Raw genomic sequence first — 25,584 nt, 5'->3', positions numbered from 1 at the left:
ACTCCATTAATGAGTCTTTGAACTCCATTAATGAGTCTTTGAACTCCATTAATGAGTCTTTGAACTCCATTAATGAGTCTTTGAACTCCATTAATGAGTCTTTTATACTCATTAATGAGTCTTTTATACTCATTAATGAGTCTTTGATACTCATTCACGAGTATCAGAACTCCGTCTCTGAGTCTTAAGTTTGCGTAGGCGGACTTTGTTTATGTAGCCAAGCCACTGCGTTGGGCGGCTCTGCCGACTTTAAGCATGTGGCGCGACTTTAGTCGTCGGGCGGTGGTATTATATATCAGTATGGAAATTGCGCGATCGCGCTACAATGCCGTACATTAATGGTAGACTTGGCATATCTAGTGGTGGAAACATTCGCCGTCCTGAAACTTCACGCATCCGGTCAAATAGCTTGCAACCATTGCTATAGGGATATTCTTTCAACACTTCTAAACTCAGCCCAGCTTGCAACAATGCTGTAACTATTTCCCCAATGCCCCACTGAAACTCATGCACGCGGTAGGGATTGTGAAAATTATCGATACCTTTTTCATAGCCCCAAGGTGTCAAACCACCGCTAGACTCAGCCACATAGTCGCTGATACCATCTTCCCAAGTTAGAGGCTTTCCCTCAGAGAAATAAGTGAATTTGTGACTCCAATCTGTGTCAAACATCATCGCTACCGGGTGGAAGTCCACGACAACAAAGCGTCCACCCTGTTTGAGAATGTTTGAAATTCCTTTTGCCCAAAGGCTGATATTAGATATCCAACACACAGCCCCGTAAGAAGAGAATACAATATCGAACTGCTCGTTTTTCTTTGCTGACTCCTCCAGCCAATCAAAAATATCAGCCCGATGAAAGGTTGCGGGAATTCCAGATTCCTCCGAGAGTTTTTGGGCAAAAGTAATTGCTTCATCGCTAATATCTACCCCAGTAACTTTAGCACCAAGTTGCACCAGACTTAAAGTATCTTGCCCTGCGTTGCATTGCAGATGAACCAAAGACAAGTTTGCAATATTTCCCAAAAGTTCTTTTTCTTCTGGAAATAGTGTACAGCCACCTTCAAAGAAAAACTTTGCCTGATTACCCTTATGGCTATTGTGCGCTTTAGTTGCTTCATTCCAAGACAAGCGATTCTCTTCATGAAGTTCTTTTCTTAAAGGTGCGCTGCTCATTATCTTGTACTCTTTTAGGAATGATAAATAAATTAAAGTTCGTAGTAAGCGCTGAAGCGCTTACTACGAACTTTAAAATACTTTCAGTTTAATTGTATTTACGTAGCTTACTTCCTAGCAATCACCCATATCGCGTGAACAATCCCAGGAATATAGCCGAAAAGCGTCAAAACGATATTAATCCAAAAGTCTATACCAATACCAACTTGCAAAAAGACTCCCAGAGGTGGCAGAAATACAGCGCAAAGAATCCTAATTAAATCCATTTCAACCTCCTATTAATATTAAACCGAGCAGCCATGCTTGTTAATTTCTTCGCAACAGCTGAAACTTATTTCTACTTTTCAAGGTAACATCGCCTGCATCTTTCTAGATACGGTTTACCACACTCACGCATCCAGAAGAGCGATCGCATCCGTTTGAAGTTATTCTTAAGTTTGTTGAGGCGTAGACGCGCAGCGGCTTGTCGTCAGACATCGCTTTTCTTGGATGACTTACTTCAATTCTTCAATCGAGTTGAGTCGCTTGCCTTGAGTTTGAACTCGCACTGTCAGTTCATGTAAAGTATCGTCGTCCGAAGCGGTGCTGTAAGACGTAAGCTTTCAGTTCTTCATTGCTCATTGCGACAAAATTAGGTTTTATCATAAAAAGATGCTTTCAGATCCCCGACTTTTCCAAAAAGTTGGGGATCTCTCTCATATTACATTTGTGTTCCACAGTCGGTTTCATTCCCGCACCGATTAACCCCCGCTAATTTTGGCTTTGTAACCAAGCTTAATTAAAATATCCAGGATTTTCTGCTTGTGGTCGCCTTGAATTTCAATATCATTATCTTTAACTGTGCCACCTGTACCGCATTGGCTTTTCAACTGTTTCACCAAATCTGCTAAAGTTTCTGGTTTAACTTGAAACCCAGTAATTACGGTGACAGTTTTACCTTTGCGTCCAGCGCGGGTAGCTTGTACGCGGACGTTTTGTTGTTGCGGTGGTAGTTCTTGAGTTGGTCTTTCTACAGCGGAGTTATCATTACCAAATTCTTGATAGACAATACGTTTGTCAGAATTACCTTTTCCAGAAGCCATAATACATTAAGTAAAATTCAGCTTTATAGTTGTTTATAGTGATTGGGAATTGGGCATGGGGCAATGGGCATTGGGAATTGGTAATTGGTAATGGGTAATAATTCTTTTTCCAGTCCCCATGCCCCATGCCCCATGCCCCATGCCCCATGCCCAATGCCCAATTCCCAATTCCCAATCACCCAATCGCGATCGTATCTTATCTGCCTCAGACTTTTCTATAATTAAGTTCGTCCTGTCATCGAAATTTATCTGTGACTACCACTCCCCTAGCCTCTTCTCAATCAACTGCCCAAAGCCCTGATACTCAAGGACGTTTTGGACGCTTTGGTGGTAAATATGTCCCGGAAACGCTGATGCCTGCTTTAACTGAGTTAGAAGCAGCTTATCAGCAATACCGCAATGACGCTGGGTTTCAAGCTGAACTGCAACAACTCTTACGCGATTATGTGGGACGCGCTACACCTTTGTATTTCGCCGAACGCCTTACCGCTCATTATGCCCGACCAGATGGCACGGGAGCACAAATTTATTTAAAGCGTGAAGATTTAAATCACACTGGCGCTCATAAAATTAATAATGCTCTGGCTCAGGTTTTGTTGGCAAAGCGGATGGGCAAGCAGCGAATTATTGCCGAAACCGGTGCGGGACAACATGGAGTAGCTACAGCCACAGTTTGCGCTCGTTTTGGGCTGGAATGTGTGATTTACATGGGTGTTCACGATATGGAACGCCAAGCTTTAAATGTGTTTAGAATGCGGTTGATGGGAGCAGAGGTGCGTCCGGTAGAAGCTGGTACTGGAACTTTGAAGGATGCAACTTCTGAAGCAATTCGGGATTGGGTAACGAATGTCGAGACGACTCATTATATCCTTGGTTCGGTGGCAGGACCTCATCCTTACCCGATGATAGTACGCGATTTTCATGCGGTGATTGGGCAAGAAACCCGCGCTCAAGCGATGGAAAAATGGGGTGGTTTGCCAGATATTCTTCTGGCTTGCGTCGGTGGTGGTTCTAATGCGATGGGACTATTTCATGAGTTTGTCAAGGAATCTTCTGTGCGGTTAATTGGTGTGGAAGCAGCCGGTGAAGGTGTAAATACAGAAAAACACGCTGCAACCTTGACAAAAGGACAAATAGGTGTATTGCACGGAGCGATGAGCTATTTGTTGCAAGATGAAGATGGGCAAGTAATTGAAGCTCATTCGATTAGTGCGGGGTTAGATTATCCTGGTGTGGGTCCAGAACACAGCTATTTAAAGGATACTGCGCGTGCAGAATATTACAGCGTGACAGATGAAGAAGCTTTGACGGCGTTTCGGATGCTGTCGCAGTTGGAAGGAATTATACCAGCATTAGAAACGGCTCATGCGATCGCCTACTTGAATACTTTATGTCCGCAGTTAAATGGTAGCCCGAAAATTATCATTAACTGCTCCGGACGCGGTGACAAAGATGTGCAAACGGTAGCCAAATTCTTAGGGAATGGGTAATGGGGCATGGGGCATCGGGCATGGGGCATCGGGCATGGGGCATGGAAGGAATCCTCGGATCGTTCGCGCATTACGTTCTTGAACTTGTTTAATTCCCATTGCCCATTGCCCATTGCCCATTGCCCGTTGCCCATTGCCCAATTCCCTAAATTGTTAAATTTTTATTTTAATTTGCTTGTCGATCGCTCTGATTGTAATTAAATACTCTAACTAAGGCGATCGCAATGTGCAAATATTTCCTATATCCTGGAATGCTGAAAGGTATACGGGTATATCAGGAAACAAAAAAGCAGGGGATGCGTCTAAAAACTCTACATATTACTCAACTCTTCATGTTTCGACAAACTGCTTTTGGCATCGCTTTCAGTGCGCTTGTCCTAGCCAGTGGATTAACGAGCAGTCCTGTACCAGGTCACACGACGAAAAAAAACAGCGAGAATCAGCCGTTGTCGATTGGGTCTAGTCAAGTTGCATTGTCGCCCACTACAACTTTTAAAACCACTGCTCTAGAAAAATCAGTTTTTGACCAAATTAATCGCTATCGAGTTTCTAAGGGCTTGTCAAAACTGACTTTAAATGCAAAAATCACTCGCCAAGCAAGGATTCACAGTCAAAATATGGCTAATGGTAAAGTTCCGTTTAGTCACAAGGGATTTGAAAAGCGAGTCAATTCTATCCCGATTAAATACAAGAGTGCGGCAGAAAATGTAGCTTTTAACCAAGGCTATAGCGATCCAGCAAGCCAAGCTATGACTGGTTGGATCAACAGTCCCGGACATCTAAAAAACATTAAAGGCAAATACAATTTAACTGGGATTGGTGTTGCTGCTAACAGTGAAGGCGAAGTTTATCTGACGCAGATTTTTATTAGCAATAAATAGGGATTAGTTAGTGGGTAGTGGATAGTGGATAGTGGGGCATGGGGCATGGGGGAGGCAGTGCGTTGGACGGGTTCCCCGGCTTGAAGCACCTGCCGTCATGGGGCATGGGGCATGGGGCATGGGGCATGGGGCAAGCGTCCAAGTGGGCATTGATCGAAATTTGGCTTTATTCCCATTGTCCATTGCCCATTGCCCATTGCCCAACAACCATCAACCAACCACTAACTACTAACTATCGGGTAATATGAGGTATTAAACCGAACTGAATTCAATTCATGGAAGATTTTCAGGTTTGCGATCGCGACCTTAATGACGCTGCCTTATCCCAGTATTTACAATCGGAGGCGATCGCAGTCGATACCGAAACTATGGGATTATTGCCAGTGCGCGATCGCTTGTGTCTTGTCCAGTTATGCAATCATGAAGGTAAAGTTACCGCAATCCGCATTGCTAAAGGGCAAACCGACTCCCCAAACTTAAAAAAACTCCTGGAAGCGGCAAATATTGTTAAGATTTTTCACTTTGCTCGCTTCGATGTTGCCACCTTGCGTTATCATCTCGGCATTCAAGTTAATCCTGTATTTTGCACCAAAATTGCCAGTAAGTTAGCCCGTACTTACACCAATCGTCACGGACTCAAAGATGTAGTGCAAGAATTGGAACAAGTTGAACTCGATAAAAGCGCTCAAAGTTCCGACTGGGGAAACGCTGCTAATTTATCCGCATCTCAATTAAGTTACGCTGCTAATGATGTGCGCTACTTAATTAGCGTCCGACAAAAACTGATAGAAATGCTCACTAGAGAAGAACGTTGGCAAATCGCACAAGAATGCTTTCAGTGTTTACCAACTATAGTTTCCTTAGATTTGTTGCAATTTAAGGATGTATTTGAACATTGATAAGTTCGCTACACACAGTTAAGAGTCAAAAAGTCAAGCATTTCATAGTTTTTTAATTCTTGACTTTTGACTCTTGACTTTTGTACAGACGTTCCACTGGAACGTCTCTACCTAATTCTTGACTCTTAACTACACCTTTTTGTTTTGTGTTTCGGCGTGATTTTTCAAGCGCTCTACAACATTGTAGTCATCTGCGCCTGCGGGAGTCTTTGATTCTACAATACCCTCTGTTGGACCGCCGACAGCTTTCCATGCAGCAAGACCACCTTTGAGTGCTGAGACATGCTCAAATCCAGCAGAGCGCAGCGCTTGTGCGGCTTGGTTCGTTTCTTCGTCATTTGCGCCGTAAACGTAAATATCACGGCTTTTAGCCAAACTTGGCGTTGCGCGGTCTACCAATTCATCGATTGGCATTGGCATTGCGCCCATGATGTGACCATCATTATAGGTCATGCGATCGCGCACATCCAAAATTGTAAAAGCTGGTTCGCCCCATTCCAGACGCGACTTTAGTTGATGAACATCAGATTGGGGGTCAATTGGTGGCTGTGAAGGAATAACATCGCCTACTACATTATTGACAGCCTTCTTACCAGCTTGTCCTGCCTTATTCGCTGCATCTGCCACATTCTTCGCTGCTGATTCTGCCGTATTTTTAGCAGAATCTGCGACATCCTTCGCTGAAGAAGCGACATCCTTCGCTGCTGATTGTGCTGTATCCTTAGCAGATTCTGCTGTTTCCTTGGCTGAAGAAGCAACATCCTTGGCTGCTGATTGTGCTGTATCCTTAGCAGATTCTGCTGTATCTTTGGCAGATTCTGCCGCATTTTTCGCTGCTGATTCGATATTGTTTTCTGATTCCATACATCCCTCGCCGATTATGTTAATATCAGTAATCTACCAAACACTAAAAATTTACTCTCTCTTTCCTGGGTATGAAGCTTCTAAATATCCCCCTTCAGATAGACTTCATCACAAAGATAAATGTTTGCAAGCAATCAGCGTCAAACCCAACTTAATTAGCAATTATATAAATCTAATTTATATGACAATCTTTTTCTCAGACGACAAAATTAAATAGTGTATATTTTGTTTGACAAAAATCCAGTTATAGGCTTTCAACTTTCTCAAGCGAGCGTCAACAACAAAAATAATGGTTTCCTTAAAATAGAGTTAGCATCAAAAAAGAATTAATTTAAATAATTTAGCAAGGGTGTTATCTTTAAAAACTTATTATCGCAAATAATAACTTTCAGTGTTTTAACTGAAATTTGTGTCTACTCCAGCATCAGACAGAAACTTTGTATCGCCTCAAGTTAAATACCAACAGATTTAAAGATATCCTGAGATCATCCGATTTTTCTTGAATAGGCGAAACTTGGGAGAAGCATCAAGCTAATGTTGATAAAGTTTCCAACTATTACGAAGGCGCGGGTGAAGGTTACTTCAAGCGTTATGCTTGGCGGAATGTGTTCTGATTGTGCTTTAACCAGAAACGATTGCAGGTTAGTGATTAACCGCCAAAATGCCTTGGAGCGCGTCTACGGCAATATTCAGTATATATTTTTAAGTATAATTACACAATAGACGATATTTATGCACCGTTTTGCAGGGGTATGCACTTACGCCGATTCTTTGAAAGCTATCCGCTGACACACCAACTCAACCGCTAAGTGTATCGCTGCTTTCATCGAAGTAGCATCGGCAATTCCTTTACCCGCAATATCAAATGCTGTCCCATGATCTGGTGAAGTCCTAACAAAAGGAAGACCGATAGAAGTATTAACCGCTCTATCAAATGCCATCAATTTCACAGGAATTAAACCTTGGTCGTGGTAAAGTGCTAAATAAGCATCAGCAGGATTTTGGAAAGTAGCAGAATTTCCGTACCAAGCTTGACCAGGCTTCACCCACATTGTATCTGGCGGAACTGGACCATCTAACTGAAATAATGGGCGATTTTTACGCTCTTGTTCTAACCAGGGAATTAGCCAATCTTGTTCCTCATGTCCCAACTGTCCCTGTTCACCACTGTGGGGATTTAAACCAGCGATCGCTATTCTTCCTCTTTCTATCCCAAAGTCTTTTTCTAAGCATTCCACCAGCAAATCTAATTTCTTTGTCATTAACTGCGGTGTTAATACCTGGGATACTTGACTTAATGGAATATGTGTGGTAGCAAGTAAAGTGCGGAGTGTCCAATTAGTGTGAGGCGATCGCGCGACAAATAACATCCCAAAGCGGTCAACTCCAGATTTTTCTGCTAAAAGTTCAGTTTGCCCTGGATAATTATATCCTGCCGCCTTCCATGCAGATTTAGCGATTGGAGCAGTGACGATCGCATCGAATTTACCAGAAAGTGTGTGAGCGATCGCAGTTTCCATATAAGCAAAACTAGCCTTACCACTAGCTGCGTTACCAGTCCCGGTAATAATTTCACCTTGGGAAGGCACATCCAAAACTGATAATTCAGCCGGATTTGCGATCGTGTCCAAATTCTTAGTTAAATTTAACTTGGTATAAACTTGTGCCAATAAATCCCGGCTTCCGACCACCGTTACATCACACTTTTTCCTAACATCCGCATCTGCCAAAGCCTTCAAAACCACCTCTGGTCCAATCCCAGCCGGATCTCCCAACGTCACCACCAGACGCGGACGCAATTGTTTATGAGATGTTACCGTAACTTTTGAATACATATGATTTAAAATCCTACTAAAAAAGCGGGCATTGGGCATGGGGCATGGGGCATGGGGCAGGGGGGCTTTTAAAGAGCAGGGGGGCAGGGGAAGCAGGGGGAGAGGAATTACCAATGCCCAATGCCCATTGCCCATTGCCCCATGCCCTTCTGGTAGACTGAGTTTATATAAATTAACCATTCGTAGAGGAGAATTAGACCAATGAGCGAAATTGTGGCAGCAGCGCTATTACCCGTCGCTTTAATCTTCATAGGCTGGGGTTTGGGTGTATTGTTGCTGAAGATTCAGGGCGCAGAACCAGAATAATCGTTCTAGTGAGCCGATATTAAAAGGGGAGAGGCGACAAAAAAAGTCTCTCTCACCAGATCGGTTTGTTAAAAATATTGTAAACTTTTGTTTGCATATGCGAGTCTGATAAGATTCTATTAATAAAACTTTAAGATTTTTTACAAAGCCCCATGACATTATTAATCGTCGGTGCCACTGGCACCTTGGGAAGACAAGTGGCTCGTCGTGCTATCGATGAGGGCTATAAGGTACGCTGTCTTGTCCGGAGTGCTAAAAAAGCTGCATTTCTAAAAGAATGGGGCGCAGAACTCGTACCAGGAGACTTGTGTTATCCCCAAACACTGCCAGCTGCCCTTGAAGGTATAACCGCAGTTATTGATGCCTCAACATCTCGTCCTACCGACTCACTGAGTATCAAACAAGTAGACTGGGATGGCAAGGTAGCATTAATTCAAGCAGCTCAAGCTGCGGGTGTACAGCGTTTTATCTTCTTTTCCATTCTCGATGCCGACAAATATCCAAAAGTACCCTTGATGGAAATTAAGCGATGTACAGAACTCTTTTTGGCTGAGTCCGGCTTAAATTATACTATTTTGCAGCTCGCTGGCTTTATGCAAGGGTTAATCGGTCAATATGGAATTCCGATTTTGGAAGGACAACCGGTTTGGGTGACAGGTGAATCTTCCCCCATCGCTTACATGGACACTCAGGACATTGCTAAGTTTGCTATCCGCGCTTTGAGCGTTCCAGAAACAGAAAATCTTGCTTTTCCGGTGGTGGGTACTCGCGCTTGGAGTGCTCAGGAAATCATTAGCTTGTGCGAACGCTTGTCTGGAAAAGAAGCCAAAATAACCCGGATGCCGTTAAACTTACTGCGAGCAGTGCGGAGTATAACTCGGTTCTTTCAGTGGGGGTGGAATGTCGCTGACAGACTCGCGTTTACAGAAGTATTGGCAAGTGGTAAACCGCTAAATGCCTCAATGGATGAAGTATACAAAGTTTTTGGGTTAGACCAACAAGAAACCACCACCTTGGAAAGCTACCTACAAGAGTACTTCAGCCGAATTATGAAAAAACTTAAAGAAATAGACTACGAAAAAACTAAAGCCAAAAAGAAGAAGGAAAAAAGAAGCCCGTTTAAAAAAACTTCTAATTAGTTAAGAGTCAATGGGCAATGGGCAATGGCAATGGGCAATGGCAATGGGCAATGGGCAATGGGCAATGGGCAATGGGCAATGGGAAAAAGAAGCTAGACGTATTTCACTTGCCTACTTGGATCATGCCCCATGACGGCAGATGCAGATAGCGTTCGTGACCTCCAAGGGCGCACTGCCTCCCCGATGCCCGATGCCCGATGCCCGATGCCCGATGCCCGATGCCCGATGCCCGATGCCCCATTTTCCATGCCCAATGACGCCAGATGCTTCAAGTCGGCAGAGCCGACGGCAGATGCTCCACTTGGGGAAACCCCAAGACCGCACTGCCTCCCCAACGCACTGGCTCCCCAATGCCCAATGCCCCATGCCCAATTCCCAATTCCCAATTACCACATTGTCCAAAATGTGTAACGATTAACATAATATAAAGCATCGCAAGCAAGTTGGATATTTGAATGTGCCGAAAGCAGGCATTATTTACAACGACGTTAAACCGATAGCCAGTCGCGTTGCTATCGAACTGCAAAACAAGCTAACCGCTGCCGGTTGGGATGTTTGCGTGACATCGGGTATCGGTGGTATGCTGGGCTACTCTAACCCAGAGAGTCCTGTATGCCACACTCCAATTGAGGGACTGACACCCCCTGGTTTTGACTCAGAAATGAAGTTTGTCGTGGTGTTAGGGGGAGATGGGACTGTTTTGGCAGCCTCTCGCCAAGTTGCTCCCTGTGGCATTCCATTGCTAGCGGTGAATACCGGTCATATGGGGTTTTTGACCGAGGCTTACCTCAATCAATTGCCCCAAGCAATAGAACAGTTGATGGGGGGTGAATTTGAAATTGAAGAGCGGGTAATGCTTACCGTCAAAGTGTTTCGGGGAGAGTCGGTGTTGTGGGAAGCCCTCTGCTTGAATGAAATGGTGCTGCATCGAGAACCGCTAACCTCAATGTGCCATTTTGAAATTGTCATAGGAGGTCATGCGCCAGTAGATATTGCCGCAGATGGTGTGATTATTTCTACACCAACGGGTTCTACAGCTTATTCGTTGAGTGCTGGTGGACCGGTGGTAACTCCAGGCGTACCAGTGTTGCAATTAGTGCCGATTTGCCCTCATTCTCTCGCTTCTAGGGCATTGGTGTTTCCTGATAGTGAGCCAGTAAACATCTACCCAGTAAATATTCCTCGCCTAGTGATGGTGGTGGATGGTAACGGGGGGTGCTATGTTCTGCCAGAGGATCGGGTATATTTAGAGCGATCGCAATATACTGCTCGATTTATTCGCTTGCAACCACCAGAGTTTTTCCGCATTTTACGAGAAAAATTAGGTTGGGGTCTACCACACATCGCCAAACCAACCTCGGTAGAATTGCCTTAATTGGGCATGGGGCATGGGGCATTGGGCATTGCGAATTGGGCATTGGGGAGGCAGTGCGTTGGGGAGGCAGTGCGGTCTTGGGGTTTCCCCAAGTGGAGCATCTGCCGTCGGCGGAGCCGACTTGAAGCACCTGCCGTCATTGGGCATTGGGAATTGGTAATTGGTAATTATTTTTATTACCCATTCGCCATTTGCTATTCCCCATGCCCCATGCCCATTGCCCATTGCCCCATGCCCATTCCCCTGTAATTTTAAATAAGTTATTAAAATTGTTGCATCTGCGAGTTTAATCGCCGATACTTGAACGTGCGTTCAATATGGTAGACAAAGTGCCCAACTAGGATTGCTCTATCATCAAAAACACGTAAATTGCACTTTTACCTGATGTACAGACGTTCGACAGCACAGAAGATTGAATTTCAATATCATTACTCCACGCATTAATATGACGCTTGCTCACAAAGATTGTGTTTTGGTGATTGAAAGCGACGAGAATCTAGCAAATCAACTGACTTGCGATTTGCAGGAAGCTGGCTACGAACCAATTGTGGCACATGATGCAAACAGTGGTTTTCAATACTGCCGCGATCGCCAACCTGCTTTAATAGTTGTAGACCGAATGCTCACCGGAGAATCTGGACTCTCTTTGTGCAAAAATCTGAGAAATGCCGGAATGCGATCGTCCGTGCTAGTGTTAATGGCACGCGATACAATCGATGACCGTGTTGCTTGTCTAGAAGCCGGAGCCGATGATTACTTCCTCAAGCCTTATCGTTCAGAAGACTTTTTAAAGTTAATTCGTCTTTATTTAAAACCAGATGTTGATACCACAGAACAGTTACGGTTTGGCGATTTGATTTTAGATATAGCAACTCGTCGCGCTATACACAACGGGCGGGCTATTGACTTGACAATGAAAGAATTTGAACTCTTAAAGTATCTAATGGAACATCCCCGTGAAGTATTAACCCGCGAACAAATTCTCGAAAATGTTTGGGGTTACGATTTTATGGGCGAATCTAATGTCATCGAAGTGTATATTCGCTACCTCCGTCTAAAAATCGAAGAAGAAGGTCAAAAGCGCCTGATTCAAACGGTGCGCGGTGTAGGATACGTGTTACGGGAATCGTAAATAGTTGGGGGTTAGTGGTTAGTGGGAATTGGGCATGGGGGAGGCAGTGCGCTGCCTTACCAACGCACTGCCTCCCCAACGCACTGGCTCACCAACAACCAACAACTATCAACCATCAACTAACAACCAATTAAAATTTTATGAATCGTTGGCTAATTTTGCTACCAATGCTTTTAAGTGTTGCACTGTTCGGCTGTTCTGAACCAACACCAGCTAAACCCCCCAGCACTAGCCTTGATTCTCAATTATCAGCCTCAGCGCCTTCTGGTCAAACACTACCGATTTCTGGTGTTGCCATTGTTCCTAATGGCACAAAAATTAATTTGGAGGTAGCGCGGACACCAAAAGAACAAGAAATTGGGTTGATGTATCGCAAGGTTTTGCCTTCGGACAGGGGAATGCTGTTTCAGTTTCGTTCCGCGCAACCAGTCAGTTTTTGGATGAAGAATACTCTTATACCGTTAGATATGGTTTTTCTACGTCAGGGGGTAGTGCAATATATTGCCGCTAATGTACCTCCCTGTACTGCCGATCCTTGTCCTAGTTATGGTCCGAGGACATTAATCGACACGGTAATTGAACTGCGTTCTGGACGTGCCGCTGAATTAAGTTTAAAAGTGAGCGATCGTGTTAAAATTGAATTCCTCAACTCCGGTTCTTCCCGGAGATAGAGGTTTCAGCAAGCCTAAGTACGCTACGGAGAAAAATATCAATGTTTAAGTTTTAGTAAAAAAAGCATCACATGGTCTAGTAAAAAAATTACTTTTGACCTAATATTTTATAAACATGCTAATCATTACAAAACCAAGCTATTTCCAGGACAAGATAGCAATTTTAACATTTGATGGCAAAAAATATTCCTTTTGGCGTACGTATAAATAGTCGTTAATAAGAGAGTATAACTATGGAATCTTTCTTACTACAGGTGTAATTAATTAAAGCACTATAGTAAAAATGATTAAATAAATTTCATCCGATCTGAGCGTTAGTTGAAAATTAAGTAGACAATAAGCGCTAAAATTTATATTTACCGAATCCTTTTAACAGAAGGCTTTGTGAGAGGAACACCATCATAAACTGCGTTGGGGTGTTAATTAGGTAACAACACAGTCACAGATTAAATACTGTTTATAGGCTACAGAAAATCTGGAATTTATGTATGATAATACACTTGACGATAGGCAGGTGAGATACAAATGACACCATCAACATATCCTCGACTTATTCGTTTTTTACAAGACGATTTAGCAATTTCTACGGCTTCGCTAGCGGTTGCTCTTCGTCACCGAGAACAAGATCCAGGTCCTTTGCCAATGATTCTTTGGCAATATGGATTAATTACTCTCGAACAGTTAGAACAAATTTATGATTGGCTGGAGACGGCATAGTTATGAGTAGTTTATTCAGGAGAATCGACTTATGCCACATCAATGCCTTTTACAAAGGCTGATAGATAAGGAAATTAGCTGCACGGTTTTCTACTCATTTACATATAAATTAAAAGAGCGAGTTGGATGATTCAACTCGCTCTCTTGATTTAGTTATAAGTACAATTTTTGAATTTAAGAAGGAAAGATTGACACTTAACTCTTTACTCCTTAATTTTAATCAATCAGGAACGACAACTTTCTGAGAATTCTGATGATTGATTGACCAGCGGTGGTCAACTTCTTTAGAGGAAAACTGGCAAATTTCTTCTAGGTGTTTTTGTTGTGCCGCAGCTTTACGGAGTGTAATAATTAGCTGATTCACCTGATGCCGTAGTTCTGGGTTTTGACTGACTGCTGACATTGTTTGTCTTTCTAAAAGTTGCAGTATCAGTTCGTAGTGGATAGGTGAAGGCAGAGGAATTTGCTCCATAAAGTTAATCTAATATTTAATATTTGGAATTTTCTATTAGTCTGAGATTTTTCTTTGATAAACGAATTTGTACATAGCGAAGAACTATTTATTTAAAGCCGAGGTTTTGTAGGTGATGAAGATTTGGCAAACTTTGACGCGGCGCTCTACTTAACCATTGACAAATCGCCCTCTGTGTGCATTTACTCATGTAATTTTTTTTTTACAAAAGCTTGGGAAATAATTGAGCGATCGCTAATTCTATATCTGCTTGTTTTACCAAAGATTCTCCTATTAGTACCGCAGATGCACCAGATGACGCCACTAAATTTAGATCCTCTGGGTTATGTAATCCTGACTCGCTGACAACTAAAATATTTCGTTCTTGTAATTGGCTACCTCTTGCTGTTAGTAGTTGACAAGTAGTTTGTAAGTCAACAGAGAAATTTTCCAAGTTGCGATTATTAATTCCTATTAAGGATACATCATCTAAAGCTAACACGCGGTCAAGTTCGGCTAAAGTGTGGACTTCAATTAAAGCTGCCATTTTCAGGGATTTAGCAATTTTGATAAAGTATTGCAAATCTTGATCGCTAAGTATAGCCGCAATTAACAAGACCGCATCGGCACCTTTAACACGCGCTAAAAACATCTGGTAAGGATAGATGATAAAATCTTTACACAGTAAAGGCAAGTCTACGGTGGCGCGAATTTTGGCTAAGTTATCAAAGCTGCCTTGAAAGAACTTTACATCGGTGAGGACAGAAAGACAACTGGCGCCACCTCGCTGATATTGTTGGGCGATCGCTACTGCGTCAAAATCTTCTCTGAAAACTCCTTTGCTAGGAGAAGCTTTTTTAACTTCCGCAATCAACGCTGGCTTTGTTTTGCCTTGTCGCAAACCGGCGATAAAATCGCGGGTTGGGGGTGCATTGAGGGCTTGATGCTGCAATTCCCGCAAAGGCAACTTTTCCCGCATTTGCTCAACTTCTATCTCTTTTTGCCAGACAATTTCCTCCAAAATGTTGTTAGGTGCCGCATCAGGAATAGCGGCTTGATAGCGGACTACAGATACATCAATAGCTCGATTGGGATGAAGGCGACGGATTTGCATAATTTTGGGGAAGGGGGAATGGGCATGGGGCAATGGGCATGGGGCAATGGGCATGGGGCATGAAAAAGAGATTTGACTTATTCGTAATTCTCAATTTCCATTGCCCATTAAACAATTGCCCATTGCCCACTCCCTAAGAGGCGATCGCTCTTTTGTATGCTTCATCCAGCACTTCGGAAAGTGTGGGGTGAGCGTGAACTAAATGAGCGAGGGTTTGGACAGATTGGCGATTGGCGATCGCTGCTGACGCTTCGTGGATTAAATCACTGGCGTGCATTCCGAAAATGTGAACGCCCAAAACTTCGCCTGTGTCTTGACGATACACCACTTTTGCTATACCATCCGCTTCACCTTCTGCTAATGCTTTGGAATTACCTTTAAAGTAAGTCCGCGCTGTTGCGACTTCAAAACCAGACTCTTTACCTAAATCCTTGGCTGCGGTTTCCGTCATTCCTACATAGCTGATTTCTGGGTGGGTGAATGCTGCCGCCGGTATACTGCGATAGTCAACTTCACGGTGTTTGCCACAGATATTATCTACCGCTATGATACCTTGAGCCGAAGCTGCGTGTGCTAACATCATTTTGCCGTTGGCATCGCCAATTGCCCACAAATGCGGCACTACTTCACCTGCTGACAGTACAGCCATGCTGTCGTTGACGGGGATAAAGTTGCGCCGATCTACTTCTACACCCACAGATTCTAAACCAAGATTTTGTGTAGCGGGGATGCGTCCGGTGGCAACTAGACAAGCATCCACTTCAATGACATCGACATCTTCTTTGGTTTTGAAATCTGCTAACTCAATTACCACCGGTGAACCGGGAATCACTTTTTTGGCGTATATCCCCACTTTGGTTTCAATGTCGCGGGGAGTAATTAGCACCCTTTCTGCAAGTTTGGCGATGTCGCGGTCAAATCCTGGCATCAACTGGTCGAGGGCTTCAATCATGGTGATTTCACTGCCCAAAGCTGAGTATATATCAGAAAATTCCAAACCGATATAGCCACTGCCAATAATTGCTACCCAATCTGGTAGAGATTCTAACTTTACGCCTTGGTCGCTGGTAAAGACAGTTTTGCCGTCTACCTCAATACCTGGAGGTACGAAGGGAATCGAGCCGGGTGAAAGTATGATGTCTTTAGCTGTGATGGTTTTTTCACCATCTTCTGTAGTAACACTGACTTTTTGGCTTCCGGCTAATTTTCCCCAACCCCGGATGATATCAACTTTTAGGCGTTTGAGGCTGTTGGTTAAATCGCCTTGGATTTTGGATACGAGATTGTCAGCATGGTTGGCGATCGCTTGGCGATCGAACTCCACATTGCCGACTTGAATACCCAGCGATTTCAGGTGGTGGGCGTCTCTTAACTCTCGCACACGTCCAGAAGCCGCCAACAGCGCTTTAGACGGAATGCAGCCCCGGTTGACACAGGTTCCCCCCATATCGGCTGCTTCAATAATCGCTGTTTTCAGACCGCAGCTAACGGCGTGTAGGGCAGCGCCATGTCCGCCTACACCCGCGCCTATAATTACTAAATCGTAATCAAATCCCTGACTCACGTTAGTTTCCCCGTCGTGTGCTTTGTCTACTTATTCTCATCTTCACAAGCAATCAGCGCAACCCCCAGGATTTTTTGGTGTTGCTAAATCAAATTATCATTTACGCGCTTCTGGCGAAGATATTAATACTTCACTTCCGCAATCTAGTAGTATTACATATAACGTTCTAATTTATACATTTTTTTATAATTACTCGCAACGTGAGTATATCTACTTGCTCTGAGTGTTGTTCAAATCTTGCAAGCCAAGGATAGTAGATAAAGATACTTCTAGTTGTCTTATATAATCATCATCCAGATGACCAATAACTTTAGTAATTCTTGATTTATCAATGAAGGAGGATTTATTCGCAAAGTATTACAGAGTCTTGGTTTAACACGCCAACTCCAGCAGGAACAAATACATGAGATGGTAAAAGGGCACGTCGAATTTTTGAAGTAAAAGGTGCAATAATTGTATGGGGACTAACGGCATTAGCTCGGTCAATTTGTAAAATCACAACTGGTCTGATGCCTGCTTGCTCTGTGCCTACAACTGGATTTAAATCGCATAGAACCACATCCCCTCGTATAATTTCTACCACTGAATTTCTCCACGAGCCAAGCGATTCTCATAGTCTTCCAAGTTGGATAGGTAATCAGAAAAGTCAGACTCCACCGATTCTAAAAACTCTGTATCAAGCCATAAAGAAGAGTCTTTACTGCTATGTTTCCAAACCAGAAAGTCTATAAAATCACTGACTTCTTGAACCAGAGACTCTGGTAGTTGGCGGATTTTGCCAATGGTTTTGTCATGTACAGTCATAATGTGGTTTTATTTTTAGGATACTCTGTGCCAACACATCAAACGGACTGATAGGCTATGATTAGCTCAAGCAGATTGCCAAAGTCAATTATGTTGGAATCAGTGCAGTACGTCACTAATGAACATGGTGAGCGAGTTGGTGTACTATTAGACTTGGAAACGTATCATCAACTAATAAACCCATCCGCTGTCGATGCTGAGATATTAACTAATTTAAGCAAAGATGAACTACAAGTCTTGGCAGAAAGTATATTATCTTCAAAAGCTCAAGCACAATTAAACGATTTGCTAGCTGAGAATGCAGAAAATCAGCTATCTGCGGATGAAACTAATACTTTAGATCGGCTTTTGGCACAAATTGACCAACTAAACATTCTAAAAACCAGAGCTAGATATACTTTAAACCACCTTCAAGGGACATCGAAAGTGGCGTGAGTGTTTATATTTCTGTTGATTTACAACGACAGATTCGCAATCATTTTGCAGATTGTTGTGCTTATTGCCGTACTGCTGAATCTTTAACTGTCACAACTTTTGAGTTTGAGCATATCATTCCCCTGTCGGCTAAAGGGGAAACGATATTTGAAAATCTTTGCTTGGCTTGTCCATCTTGTAATCGCTATAAAGCATCTCGTCAAACAGCACTTGATCCAATTACTCAAGAGGAAGTTAAACTGTTTCATCCACATCAGCAATTGTGGACAGAGAATTTTGCTTGGAGTGAAGATGCTACACAAATTATAGGACTCACACCTGTTGGTCGAGCAACAATTTATGCTTTGAAAATGAACCGTCCGCAATTAACTCGCGTGCGTAAAATGTGGGTGAAGTTAGGGGAACATCCACCAAATATTTAAACTTATGTGTTAGCTACTGAAACTTATCTCTTTCAAAGCATCAACCCTTACCGTTGCTGTTGAAATCTTCTACTATTGGGGAATCTAAGGGTGAAGCAGCTACTATTCTTAGGTTAAGGTCAACTATTATTTTGAGGAAAATGATGAGTGACGTAGAAAATTACATTGCAAAACGCAAGCATATTGACCCGGAGTTTGCCGAAAATTTTGAATCTGGATATATCAGCTTTAAAATTGGAGTACTGTTGGCAGAAGCAAGAATTGCAGCAGGAATGACACAAGAAGAATTAGCACGTCGGTTAAATTTAGATAAATCCACAATTATCAGTCTTGAAAATAATGCCGAAGATGTAGGGATTTCGACCTTAGAAAAATATGCAAAAGCTTTAGGAAAAAAACTTTTTGTAGAGCTTAAATAAACGTGAGTTCGACGAATAAAATATGACCCCTCTCCAAACCTCTCCCCGAAGCGGGGAGAGGCTTTGAAACTTTCGAGGATTTTGCAAGAAATATTAATCGCAGTCAAAGCCAGAGAAAAGAAATCATTGGGGTAGTCGCTTTTTGCCATCGATGACGAAGGGTGGTAAGTCGAAGAAGTCACCAGGGCAAATGAGTTTACCTTGGGATAAGCAAAAAGTGACAGAAAGCACGGAGGTGCAAGAAGTAGCAGAAAAATTTATCCGCGCTAATGGCTTTAACCCGGCAGTGCCAGGTATCGAATTTGTGGAATGCTGATTACTTCGTGGAAAAGGAGGCTGTAATAAATCTTTATAAAATTCTGGAACGCTTAAATGTTACAGTTTACAAGTCTCGATGCGAGAGAAGAGAACCCCATAACCCGCAACCCTGTCCAACCAAAAAAGACACTGCCTGCGAAAAGGGAGGTGTCCTACAGGTGCTGAGGTGCTAAAAGTTACATCATTGTAATCAATCCAGTTATTATCCACTTTCCAAAAGACGCGATCGCCAAACTTATTCCAAGCTTCTTCATAATACTTGCCGTCAGCCTTCCCGCCACAGCTCAAGTAAATTTCCTTTTGAACGCTGAAGCCAAAACGCCCATTGCTATATTTTACCCACAGTCGGTCAATCGTGCGTAGGTCTGTACAGGGAAAGTTTAATAGTTCGTCTGGCTTAAAGTAGTCATTTTCCTTTTTCCCTACAGCCTGAATCATCACCAAGAAAGTTTCATATGGCTTAAAGTAGTCATTTTCCTTTTTCCCTACAGCCTGAAGCATCACCAGGTAAGTTTCATAGTCAGCTTCTTTCCAATTGCCTGCCTTCAATAAATCGCGCAGCTTCTTGTAGTCTACACCCTTTTCTGAAGGCAGTTCATCTTCTGACCTCTCCCCTAACCCCTCCCCTGCAAGGGGAGGGGAATTATTATCTTTCCCCCCTTCCCTCGTAGGGAAGGGGGGTGGGGGGGTTAGGTCTCCAAATCGTGCTTGAATAGGTGCAACATCCTCATTTCTAAGTTTAAGAATTTGCTGTAATCGCTTCAACTCCTCACGAGTCTCATCACTTAGAATAGCTTCCTCTTCTAATGCCTCAGTTAGAGCTTGTTCATATTCCTGCAAGCTTTCCTGAAACTCACGGAATGGTTTAAGAACTTCCTCTTTTATCGCTGCTGCGACTTCAGGTGTTAACCCAAATTCCCTTTGCTTGCGATTAAGAATATTACGTCCCACAACCGAGAAGCTACCATCTTTCCGGACACATTGCTCAACTTCTTTACGATATTGTAATTCTGGGCTTACAGGAACATTTGCCAGATGTATTTTATAACCTTCCCTAACAGCATAAATTTCCGGTTTCATCGCAGGTTTTGCTTCCTGCACCTTACGCTTGGCATATTCATGTAGTTCATCTACTGTAATTACACCATCGCTGTTAGTATCAGCGGCTCCTTTTTCAATTCCCTCTACCAAATAGCGGGTGTAAACTCCTCCTCCCGCATCTTCAAACGAGACTTGTGCAGCTGTTGAAGAGGTTAACACCGCTCTGCCTTCACCACCTAATTGAGCAGCGATTTCATTGTTAATACTGACAACAACAGCTTCTTTTGCACTCATACCTTCAGCAAAAGCACCACTAAAGCAGCAGTCAAGAATTAACACCTGTCGCTTTGACTTGCTGCGACTCATGTAACGTTCATGAATAAACTTGGCTTCTACTGCTGTTCCAATTGTCAATACTCCTTGAGAATTAATTTGCGTGGTGTGGCTGACAAAGAACAAATCTCCGTCTTCATGTTTGTAACCGTGTCCAGAAAAATAGAGCAGCACAATGTCATCTTTTTGAGCTTTGTGCAAAAATAATTGCTCAATATGCGATCGCATAACATCTGAGTTAGGATTAGTTAACAAGTTTGCTTCATCAAACCCGCCTATCTTTGAATTTAGTAAAACGCGCTGCATTGCTTCGATGTCTTTCGCGACACCAGGTAGCGGCTTTAACTGATTATGCTGATATTCACTTACACCAATTAGCAATGCATATTTCGCCATTTTGCTTGCTTAATTTTTAATATATTAATTTGCAATACAGCGGTTCCCATTCATATACGCTACAGAATTATATCGCAAGGTGTAGGGGCACGGCACTGCCGTGCCCCTACGGGTGTACCTCACGCAAACGATAACCGCTATATTACAGTTTACAAGTCTCAATGCGAGAGACGATAGAAGTGAAAAAAAGCACCAACCACTCCCCAGCACCCCAAAAGGGTAAATGTCCCTCTGGTGCAGAGGCATCAAAATTAATATTATTTAGAGAATCAATCCAGTTATTATCTACTTTCCAACCGACGCGATCGCCCAACAATTCCCAGGCTTCTTCATAATACTCGCCGTCATCCTTACCGCCGAGGCTGATGTAAATTTGCTTCTGAACAGTGAAGCCAAAGCGTCCATCGCTATATTTTACCCACAGGCGATCAATCGTGCGTAAATCTGTACAGGGAAAGTTTAATAGATCGTCTCGCTCAAAGTAATCATTTTCCTTTTTCCCTACAGCCTGAATCATCACCAAGTAAGTTTCATAGTCAGCTTCTTTCCAATTGCCTGCTTTCAATAAGTCGCGCAACTTACTGTAGTCTATACCTTTTTCTGAACTCAAGTCATCTTCATCGGATACAGTTTGTTGAGGTTCGGGTGTCAAAGTTGGCTGCTGGGGAGTGTCGATTGTCGAGATTGGCTGTTCGGGAATTAAGCGATCGTGTATCGGTGCAACATCTTCATCTCTAAGTTTGAGACTTTGCTGATATCGCTTCAAAATTTCCCATGCACCATCACTGAGAACAGGTTCATCTTTCAATGCCTCAGTTAGAGTTTCTTCATATTCTTGCAAACTCTGCTGAAACTCACGGATTGGTTGGAGAACTTCCTCTTCTATCTTTGCTGCTTTTTCTGAATCTAATTTAAAATCTGTTTGCTTACGATCTAAATGCTTGCGTCCTAAATTCGAGAAACTATTATTTTCAACTGAGAACGCACCATTTTTCACACATTCTTCAACTTCTTTACGATATCCTAATTCTGAGCTAAGGGGTGCATTCGCCAGACGTATTTTATAACCTTCCCTAACAGCATAAATTTCCGGTTTCATCGCAGGTTTTGATTCTTGCGCTTTACGCTTGGCATATTCATGCAGTTCATCTATTGTAATTACACCATCGTTGTCACTATCAGCTGCTCCTTTTTCAATTCCCTCAACTAAATAGCGGGTGTAAACTCCCCCCCCCGCATCTTCAAACGAAACTTGTGCAGCTGTTGAAGAGGTTAACACAGCTCTGCCTTCACCACCTAATTGAGCTTCGATTTCATTCTTAATACTGACAACAACAGCTTCTTTTGCACTCATACCTTCAGCAAAAGCACCGCTAAAGCAGCAGTCAAGAATTAACACTTGTCGTTTTGACTTGCTGCGACCCATGTAACGTTCATGAATAAATTTAGCATCTACAGCTGTTCCAATCCTCAATCCCCCCTGAGGGTTGATTTGTGTGTTGTGACTAACAAAGAACAGATTCCCATCTTCATCTCTATAGCCATGTCCAGAAAAATAGAGTAGCACAATGTCATCTGTTTGACATTTTTCCATAAATAACTGCTCAATCTCTGATCGCATGGCGTCTGAGTCAGGATTAGGCAACAATTTTACTTCATCAAACCCGCCTGTCTTTGAATCCTGCAAAACACGCTGCATTGCTTCGATGTCTTTAACAACACCGGGTAACGGCTTTAAGGGCTTAGACTGATACTCACTAATTCCAATCAGCAATGCATATTTCGCCATTTTGCTTGCCTAATTTTTAATATATAAATCTTTTATACAGTATAAAGGTGTAGGGTGCGCTATAGCTAATGCCGTAACGCACCCTACAAACTACAAACTTTGATTTGATAAAAGCAGCTTTCTCAAAAACTCAGCTTTTTCCAAACTAAGGCGATAAATTTCCGGTTCTGGCTTACCAACAATATGTCCTTGAATATAGTTTACACCTAGCTCTTTGAGTCTCTGCAAGCTTATGGGACTAGCCTCATCCACACCTTCGACAATTACATTTGATGGGTTCAAATTATTTGCTCCTACAAGTTCGTGAACAAAGCGAATAATAATATCACATGGTTGATGATGCAGAATCTCTCGGTCAATTTTCACATGACATGGATTCAATCCGGCTAAACGAGAGACTGAAGAATAGCCGACTCCAAAATCATCAATGGCAAATTTAATCTGAAATTTGCGTACATATTCTAACAGTCTATTTTTGAAAATTTTCAAAGGATACTTGAGGCGAACACCATCTTTATAATGTGGAAAATCGGCTTTTTCAGAAACTTCTAATATAAGATTTCTTGGGGAAATAACTTTATCTTTGATAATATGACGTACTGTTTCAAAGTATGCTGTCTGCATCAACGATTCTGGATAAACATTAACTGATAGTGGGACAATTTCATGGGAACGATTTTGTTTTGCTTTTTGTCTAGCCTCTAGATAAGTTTTCGTGGCAACTATCAGAAAATATCGGTCAAGTTCAACCATGAAATCATGCCGCCACAACTCAGCGGCTGCAAATAAATCTGAAGGTGCGGTTAAGCTATCTGGATTTCTTGCTAAGGCTTCCCAACCGCTAATAAATAAGTCTTCTGAATCTAAATGCAGTACTGGTTCAAAGAATACAATCATTCGTTGCAGACGTTCGCAGAATAATTGAAATCTTTTTTGATGTAAAGATGCAGAAACAAAGCCAAAATCTATCTTTAAATCATCAATAATAGTAGCTTCGACTAATGCAGGGTGAAGTGGTATTTTCTGACAAGCTTGATAAAAACTTGATAAAATTCTGCCGAATGCATCTTCTAAAAGATATGAATCTTGTTTGAAACCGCAAACAACTATAACTTCAGTTTTTTGTGATGATTGCAGTGGTATTAGAACAAGAGCTTTAACAATACCTTTTTTAGTTTCATAGATTTTATAACTTCCATGATGACCGGGATGAAATACTGATTTATCCGAAAGAATCGGCAAAATTATTGATTTGAAAGTTTCAATATCAGTATCTGGTTCTATATCTTCAGCTAAATTGCTTTGTGCTTTAACAAGCCAGTTTTCTTGACCGCGATCGCCTAATACAAAAACCAAATCTGCGTCAGATGAATCTTGAATTATTTCTAAGATGCAATTTGCTACATCATTAGTTGAACTATTATATACAAAGTCTGTCAGCCGTGTTATTAAACTATTTATAAAAAATTCATATGGTTCTAAAAAGTTATGCAAATAAGAAGTTTGGGAATCTAGAATTACGTCGGACATGCTTTTTTACAATATTATATTTGGGATGACATCAATTATTGTCATTCCTACATGATTGATGTTAGTGATAATTTTAACAATTTAGTAGAGAAAACAAGTAGTAATAATACATACGGGAAAGCCGAACACTAAAATGTTCGGCTGACTTGAAGCGCCCGCAAAGAAGCGATCGCATAAAAATTTGGCGCTTTCATATATAAGCGCGTTCACAAAGTGACTCTGTAAGAGTATCGCCCAGGATAAACGCAAGTTATATGGGCGTGCGATCGCGCTAAGATTGAGACTATAACAATGCCTAAATGTTCAACAGGTCAAGTGCCATTTCCAAGTGCATCTTAGCTTTGTGCAAATTAAGCAATGGTTCTTGGTCATAGCGATGGGGATACTCTAAACGCTTGCCTTGCATCGTTGCTTTAATTAGTGCAGCTTGCTGATCTGTAGGTTGTCCCATCTGATCCAACGCTTGTCCTAAGTCTTGATAACCTTTAAAGGTCATTCACTCTAGATAAATCCTTTTGACTAATTCCTTAAATAGTAGCTTTGCAGCCTTGGCGGATATGCGCGATCGCACCAATCTCACCGGACGACCAGCGGCTTTTTCTGCGTCCAATTGAGCGCCGAGTATTTCCCCAATCTCATTATATTGGCGGCAGCGCTTAACCTCGATGCGGGTGAAAACCCATTGCCAGAACGCGATACGGCACAAGTCAGAACCACCGACAATTTTAATTTTACTTTTGTCACCGCTTGCTTCTAGGGACGGTGCAAGCCCTAAAGACTTTTGAAAACGGCGTAGCCAGAGGTAGCGTTTAGTTGGCTTTCCAGACTTTCTGCCTTTTCTAATTTTCACTTCTGGCTTACCGTCAGCGCCAAAGTAATGAAGTCGCGAATCTGGACAAAGCGCCTGGGGGAGTCGAAGTAATCGAAGTAATAACAGGCGAGTGCCAAAGCATCGGCATCATCATCTTTATCCGGTAAACTTAAATGTGCAGATCGGTAATTCCTCAATTCTTTGATGGAAGTTCCGGATCGTCTTTGATTACAGAGGAGTGAAGTTGACCGTAAACAAAAGCTTTTAACCCTTCCGCAACAATTTGCGGATCGTCTCCTTCTTCAACTGTGGCAGTTGCTTCAAAGGTCTGAGATTGGTAGTTCCCCAGGTTTTTAACCGGCTTGTAAGTGATGGTTTCGATTGGAATGGTGGTGATAGATATGTCTGAGTTGTTCAACAGCGCGATCGCACACTCTGCACACACTCAAGCGCTTACGCACTAAAATTATCCAAAATGGCGTCGCAAGGGGAACTACCTCTAGCCAGTCAAAAAGAGAAACTAGTGGGGGAACTGTTAAGCAGCTGATCAAACAGACTCGTGAGGAGTTAGAAGAGACGGAAGTCAAACT

Annotated in this window: 39 protein-coding genes; 16 read left to right on the top strand and 23 right to left on the bottom strand. The window is 42.5% G+C overall.

All coding sequences use genetic code 11. From position 1 onward, the window contains the following. Positions 1-288 precede the first annotated feature (288 nt). The 5 genes from AABK37_RS29340 to AABK37_RS29320 form a co-directional block, all read right to left on the bottom strand. On the bottom strand, positions 289-1,176 hold the full coding sequence (locus AABK37_RS29340; RefSeq protein ID WP_432555015.1) for a class I SAM-dependent methyltransferase: 888 nt from the start codon (positions 1,174-1,176) through the stop codon (positions 289-291). 107 nt (positions 1,177-1,283) lie between these two features. After that, entirely contained in the window at positions 1,284-1,442 is a 159-nt protein-coding gene (locus tag AABK37_RS29335) for a YqaE/Pmp3 family membrane protein (protein ID WP_432555014.1), read from the bottom strand. Between the two features lie 289 nt (positions 1,443-1,731). Next, positions 1,732-1,821 carry a DUF6887 family protein gene (locus AABK37_RS29330; RefSeq protein ID WP_432555013.1) on the bottom strand — a complete coding sequence of 30 codons (90 nt, stop codon included), beginning with the start codon at positions 1,819-1,821 and terminating at the stop codon, positions 1,732-1,734. Between the two features lie 95 nt (positions 1,822-1,916). After that, positions 1,917-2,258, bottom strand: coding sequence for a translation initiation factor (locus tag AABK37_RS29325; protein WP_432555012.1), 342 nt, complete (start codon positions 2,256-2,258; stop codon positions 1,917-1,919). Positions 2,259-2,281: 23 nt separating this feature from the next. After that, on the bottom strand, positions 2,282-2,419 hold the full coding sequence (locus AABK37_RS29320; protein ID WP_432555011.1) for a hypothetical protein: 138 nt from the start codon (positions 2,417-2,419) through the stop codon (positions 2,282-2,284). Between the two features lie 90 nt (positions 2,420-2,509). Here AABK37_RS29320 and trpB point away from each other — a divergent pair, with 90 nt between their 5' ends. Continuing rightward, entirely contained in the window at positions 2,510-3,748 is a 1,239-nt protein-coding gene (gene trpB, locus AABK37_RS29315) for a tryptophan synthase subunit beta (protein ID WP_432555010.1), read from the top strand. Here the strand turns inward: trpB and AABK37_RS29310 are convergent. Further along, positions 3,734-3,889, bottom strand: coding sequence for a hypothetical protein (locus AABK37_RS29310; protein WP_432555009.1), 156 nt, complete (start codon positions 3,887-3,889; stop codon positions 3,734-3,736). The two genes, trpB and AABK37_RS29310, sit on opposite strands and share 15 nt — an antisense overlap. 191 nt (positions 3,890-4,080) lie before the next feature. On the opposite strand from AABK37_RS29310, the gene AABK37_RS29305 reads away from it, so the two are divergent. Then, on the top strand, positions 4,081-4,629 hold the full coding sequence (locus tag AABK37_RS29305; protein WP_432555019.1) for a CAP domain-containing protein: 549 nt from the start codon (positions 4,081-4,083) through the stop codon (positions 4,627-4,629). Between the two features lie 3 nt (positions 4,630-4,632). Here the strand turns inward: AABK37_RS29305 and AABK37_RS29300 are convergent, their stop codons facing one another. Beyond that, entirely contained in the window at positions 4,633-4,779 is a 147-nt protein-coding gene (locus AABK37_RS29300) for a hypothetical protein (protein ID WP_432555008.1), read from the bottom strand. A 125-nt stretch (positions 4,780-4,904) separates the two neighbouring features. On the opposite strand from AABK37_RS29300, the gene AABK37_RS29295 reads away from it, so the two are divergent. Continuing rightward, positions 4,905-5,528: a ribonuclease H-like domain-containing protein gene (locus tag AABK37_RS29295; protein ID WP_432555007.1), complete on the top strand. Its 624-nt coding sequence runs from the start codon at positions 4,905-4,907 to the stop codon at positions 5,526-5,528. A 129-nt stretch (positions 5,529-5,657) separates the two neighbouring features. Here AABK37_RS29295 and AABK37_RS29290 read toward each other — a convergent pair whose 3' ends face one another. After that, positions 5,658-6,086 carry a rhodanese-like domain-containing protein gene (locus AABK37_RS29290; protein WP_432555018.1) on the bottom strand — a complete coding sequence of 143 codons (429 nt, stop codon included), beginning with the start codon at positions 6,084-6,086 and terminating at the stop codon, positions 5,658-5,660. Positions 6,087-7,150: 1,064 nt separating this feature from the next. Continuing rightward, positions 7,151-8,227, bottom strand: a complete 1,077-nt coding sequence (gene pdxA, locus AABK37_RS29285; RefSeq protein WP_432555006.1) for a 4-hydroxythreonine-4-phosphate dehydrogenase PdxA — start codon at positions 8,225-8,227, stop codon at positions 7,151-7,153. A gap of 37 nt (positions 8,228-8,264) precedes the next feature. Here pdxA and AABK37_RS29280 point away from each other — a divergent pair, with 37 nt between their 5' ends. The 6 genes from AABK37_RS29280 to AABK37_RS29255 all read left to right on the top strand — a co-directional run bounded on the left by AABK37_RS29280 (position 8,265) and on the right by AABK37_RS29255 (position 11,047). Further along, the gene (locus tag AABK37_RS29280; RefSeq protein ID WP_432555005.1) at positions 8,265-8,432 is read left to right on the top strand and encodes a hypothetical protein; all 168 of its coding nucleotides are present in this window, start codon (positions 8,265-8,267) and stop codon (positions 8,430-8,432) included. After that, positions 8,429-8,533: a cytochrome b6-f complex subunit PetM gene (gene petM, locus AABK37_RS29275; protein ID WP_432555004.1), complete on the top strand. Its 105-nt coding sequence runs from the start codon at positions 8,429-8,431 to the stop codon at positions 8,531-8,533. The genes AABK37_RS29280 and petM overlap by 4 nt, the downstream gene beginning before the upstream one ends. A 152-nt stretch (positions 8,534-8,685) precedes the next feature. Beyond that, positions 8,686-9,672, top strand: a complete 987-nt coding sequence (locus tag AABK37_RS29270; protein ID WP_432555003.1) for an SDR family oxidoreductase — start codon at positions 8,686-8,688, stop codon at positions 9,670-9,672. A 10-nt stretch (positions 9,673-9,682) separates the two neighbouring features. Next, a complete protein-coding gene (locus tag AABK37_RS29265) occupies positions 9,683-9,805 on the top strand; it encodes a hypothetical protein (protein WP_432555002.1) in 123 nt (40 codons plus the stop codon). Next, a complete protein-coding gene (locus AABK37_RS29260; protein WP_432555001.1) occupies positions 9,802-10,083 on the top strand; it encodes a hypothetical protein in 282 nt (93 codons plus the stop codon). The genes AABK37_RS29265 and AABK37_RS29260 overlap by 4 nt, the downstream gene beginning before the upstream one ends. A 46-nt stretch (positions 10,084-10,129) precedes the next feature. Further along, positions 10,130-11,047 carry an NAD(+) kinase gene (locus tag AABK37_RS29255; RefSeq protein ID WP_432555017.1) on the top strand — a complete coding sequence of 306 codons (918 nt, stop codon included), beginning with the start codon at positions 10,130-10,132 and terminating at the stop codon, positions 11,045-11,047. On the opposite strand, the gene AABK37_RS29250 is transcribed toward AABK37_RS29255, so the two are convergent. Then, positions 11,006-11,272 (bottom strand): hypothetical protein, encoded by a 267-nt coding sequence (locus AABK37_RS29250; protein WP_432555000.1) that lies wholly within the window; start codon positions 11,270-11,272, stop codon positions 11,006-11,008. The genes AABK37_RS29255 and AABK37_RS29250 overlap by 42 nt on opposite strands. A 220-nt stretch (positions 11,273-11,492) precedes the next feature. On the opposite strand from AABK37_RS29250, the gene nblR reads away from it, so the two are divergent. The 3 genes from nblR (at position 11,493) to AABK37_RS29235 (ending at position 13,567) form a co-directional block, all read left to right on the top strand. Next, positions 11,493-12,179 carry a response regulator transcription factor NblR gene (gene nblR / locus AABK37_RS29245; protein ID WP_432555016.1) on the top strand — a complete coding sequence of 229 codons (687 nt, stop codon included), beginning with the start codon at positions 11,493-11,495 and terminating at the stop codon, positions 12,177-12,179. A gap of 140 nt (positions 12,180-12,319) precedes the next feature. Then, positions 12,320-12,850 carry a DUF192 domain-containing protein gene (locus AABK37_RS29240; RefSeq protein ID WP_432554999.1) on the top strand — a complete coding sequence of 177 codons (531 nt, stop codon included), beginning with the start codon at positions 12,320-12,322 and terminating at the stop codon, positions 12,848-12,850. Between the two features lie 525 nt (positions 12,851-13,375). After that, positions 13,376-13,567: a DUF2949 domain-containing protein gene (locus AABK37_RS29235; RefSeq protein ID WP_039753103.1), complete on the top strand. Its 192-nt coding sequence runs from the start codon at positions 13,376-13,378 to the stop codon at positions 13,565-13,567. A 220-nt stretch (positions 13,568-13,787) separates the two neighbouring features. Here the strand turns inward: AABK37_RS29235 and AABK37_RS29230 are convergent, their stop codons facing one another. The 6 genes from AABK37_RS29230 to AABK37_RS29205 all read right to left on the bottom strand — a co-directional run bounded on the left by AABK37_RS29230 (position 13,788) and on the right by AABK37_RS29205 (position 17,500). Then, positions 13,788-14,039, bottom strand: coding sequence for a DUF5340 domain-containing protein (locus tag AABK37_RS29230; RefSeq protein WP_039753105.1), 252 nt, complete (start codon positions 14,037-14,039; stop codon positions 13,788-13,790). 202 nt (positions 14,040-14,241) lie between these two features. Then, positions 14,242-15,132, bottom strand: a complete 891-nt coding sequence (gene trpC, locus AABK37_RS29225) for an indole-3-glycerol phosphate synthase TrpC (RefSeq protein WP_432554998.1) — start codon at positions 15,130-15,132, stop codon at positions 14,242-14,244. Continuing rightward, positions 15,095-15,262 (bottom strand): hypothetical protein, encoded by a 168-nt coding sequence (locus AABK37_RS29220; protein WP_432554997.1) that lies wholly within the window; start codon positions 15,260-15,262, stop codon positions 15,095-15,097. Before AABK37_RS29220 ends, trpC begins: the two co-directional genes overlap by 38 nt. Before the next feature lie 3 nt (positions 15,263-15,265). Next, positions 15,266-16,696 (bottom strand): dihydrolipoyl dehydrogenase, encoded by a 1,431-nt coding sequence (lpdA, locus tag AABK37_RS29215; RefSeq protein ID WP_432554996.1) that lies wholly within the window; start codon positions 16,694-16,696, stop codon positions 15,266-15,268. A gap of 343 nt (positions 16,697-17,039) precedes the next feature. Further along, positions 17,040-17,279 (bottom strand): type II toxin-antitoxin system PemK/MazF family toxin, encoded by a 240-nt coding sequence (locus AABK37_RS29210; protein WP_432554995.1) that lies wholly within the window; start codon positions 17,277-17,279, stop codon positions 17,040-17,042. Next, positions 17,273-17,500 carry a DUF2281 domain-containing protein gene (locus tag AABK37_RS29205; protein WP_432554994.1) on the bottom strand — a complete coding sequence of 76 codons (228 nt, stop codon included), beginning with the start codon at positions 17,498-17,500 and terminating at the stop codon, positions 17,273-17,275. Before AABK37_RS29205 ends, AABK37_RS29210 begins: the two co-directional genes overlap by 7 nt. 90 nt (positions 17,501-17,590) lie before the next feature. Here AABK37_RS29205 and AABK37_RS29200 point away from each other — a divergent pair, with 90 nt between their 5' ends. From AABK37_RS29200 to AABK37_RS29185, 4 genes are all read left to right on the top strand, one after another. Next, on the top strand, positions 17,591-17,935 hold the full coding sequence (locus tag AABK37_RS29200; protein ID WP_432554993.1) for a hypothetical protein: 345 nt from the start codon (positions 17,591-17,593) through the stop codon (positions 17,933-17,935). Next, positions 17,932-18,357 carry an HNH endonuclease gene (locus AABK37_RS29195; RefSeq protein ID WP_432554992.1) on the top strand — a complete coding sequence of 142 codons (426 nt, stop codon included), beginning with the start codon at positions 17,932-17,934 and terminating at the stop codon, positions 18,355-18,357. Before AABK37_RS29200 ends, AABK37_RS29195 begins: the two co-directional genes overlap by 4 nt. Positions 18,358-18,416: 59 nt before the next feature. Continuing rightward, a complete protein-coding gene (locus AABK37_RS29190) occupies positions 18,417-18,776 on the top strand; it encodes a helix-turn-helix domain-containing protein (protein ID WP_432554991.1) in 360 nt (119 codons plus the stop codon). A 142-nt stretch (positions 18,777-18,918) separates the two neighbouring features. Further along, positions 18,919-19,092, top strand: a complete 174-nt coding sequence (locus AABK37_RS29185) for a hypothetical protein (protein WP_432554990.1) — start codon at positions 18,919-18,921, stop codon at positions 19,090-19,092. A gap of 59 nt (positions 19,093-19,151) precedes the next feature. Here the strand turns inward: AABK37_RS29185 and AABK37_RS29180 are convergent, their stop codons facing one another. The 7 genes from AABK37_RS29180 to AABK37_RS29150 all read right to left on the bottom strand — a co-directional run bounded on the left by AABK37_RS29180 (position 19,152) and on the right by AABK37_RS29150 (position 25,439). Next, a complete protein-coding gene (locus AABK37_RS29180) occupies positions 19,152-20,864 on the bottom strand; it encodes a caspase, EACC1-associated type (protein ID WP_432554989.1) in 1,713 nt (570 codons plus the stop codon). 142 nt (positions 20,865-21,006) lie between these two features. Continuing rightward, on the bottom strand, positions 21,007-22,653 hold the full coding sequence (locus tag AABK37_RS29175) for a caspase, EACC1-associated type (protein ID WP_432554988.1): 1,647 nt from the start codon (positions 22,651-22,653) through the stop codon (positions 21,007-21,009). A 90-nt stretch (positions 22,654-22,743) separates the two neighbouring features. Next, a complete protein-coding gene (locus AABK37_RS29170; RefSeq protein WP_432554987.1) occupies positions 22,744-24,183 on the bottom strand; it encodes an EAL domain-containing protein in 1,440 nt (479 codons plus the stop codon). Between the two features lie 295 nt (positions 24,184-24,478). After that, positions 24,479-24,679, bottom strand: coding sequence for a hypothetical protein (locus AABK37_RS29165; RefSeq protein ID WP_432554986.1), 201 nt, complete (start codon positions 24,677-24,679; stop codon positions 24,479-24,481). Further along, a complete protein-coding gene (locus AABK37_RS29160) occupies positions 24,680-25,033 on the bottom strand; it encodes a transposase (protein WP_432554985.1) in 354 nt (117 codons plus the stop codon). After that, complete coding sequence (locus AABK37_RS29155) at positions 25,030-25,191, bottom strand: hypothetical protein (RefSeq protein WP_432554984.1); 162 nt, start codon at positions 25,189-25,191, stop codon at positions 25,030-25,032. The genes AABK37_RS29160 and AABK37_RS29155 overlap by 4 nt, the downstream gene beginning before the upstream one ends. Continuing rightward, positions 25,188-25,439, bottom strand: coding sequence for a hypothetical protein (locus tag AABK37_RS29150; protein WP_432554983.1), 252 nt, complete (start codon positions 25,437-25,439; stop codon positions 25,188-25,190). The genes AABK37_RS29155 and AABK37_RS29150 overlap by 4 nt, the downstream gene beginning before the upstream one ends. Positions 25,440-25,584: the final 145 nt, after the last annotated feature.

It is taken from the genome of Tolypothrix sp. VBCCA 56010 (genome assembly GCF_050875635.1).
Classification (GTDB): domain Bacteria; phylum Cyanobacteriota; class Cyanobacteriia; order Cyanobacteriales; family Nostocaceae; genus Hassallia.
Note: the sequence above shows the minus strand (reverse complement) of the source record. Positions and strands in the feature narration are given on the sequence as shown.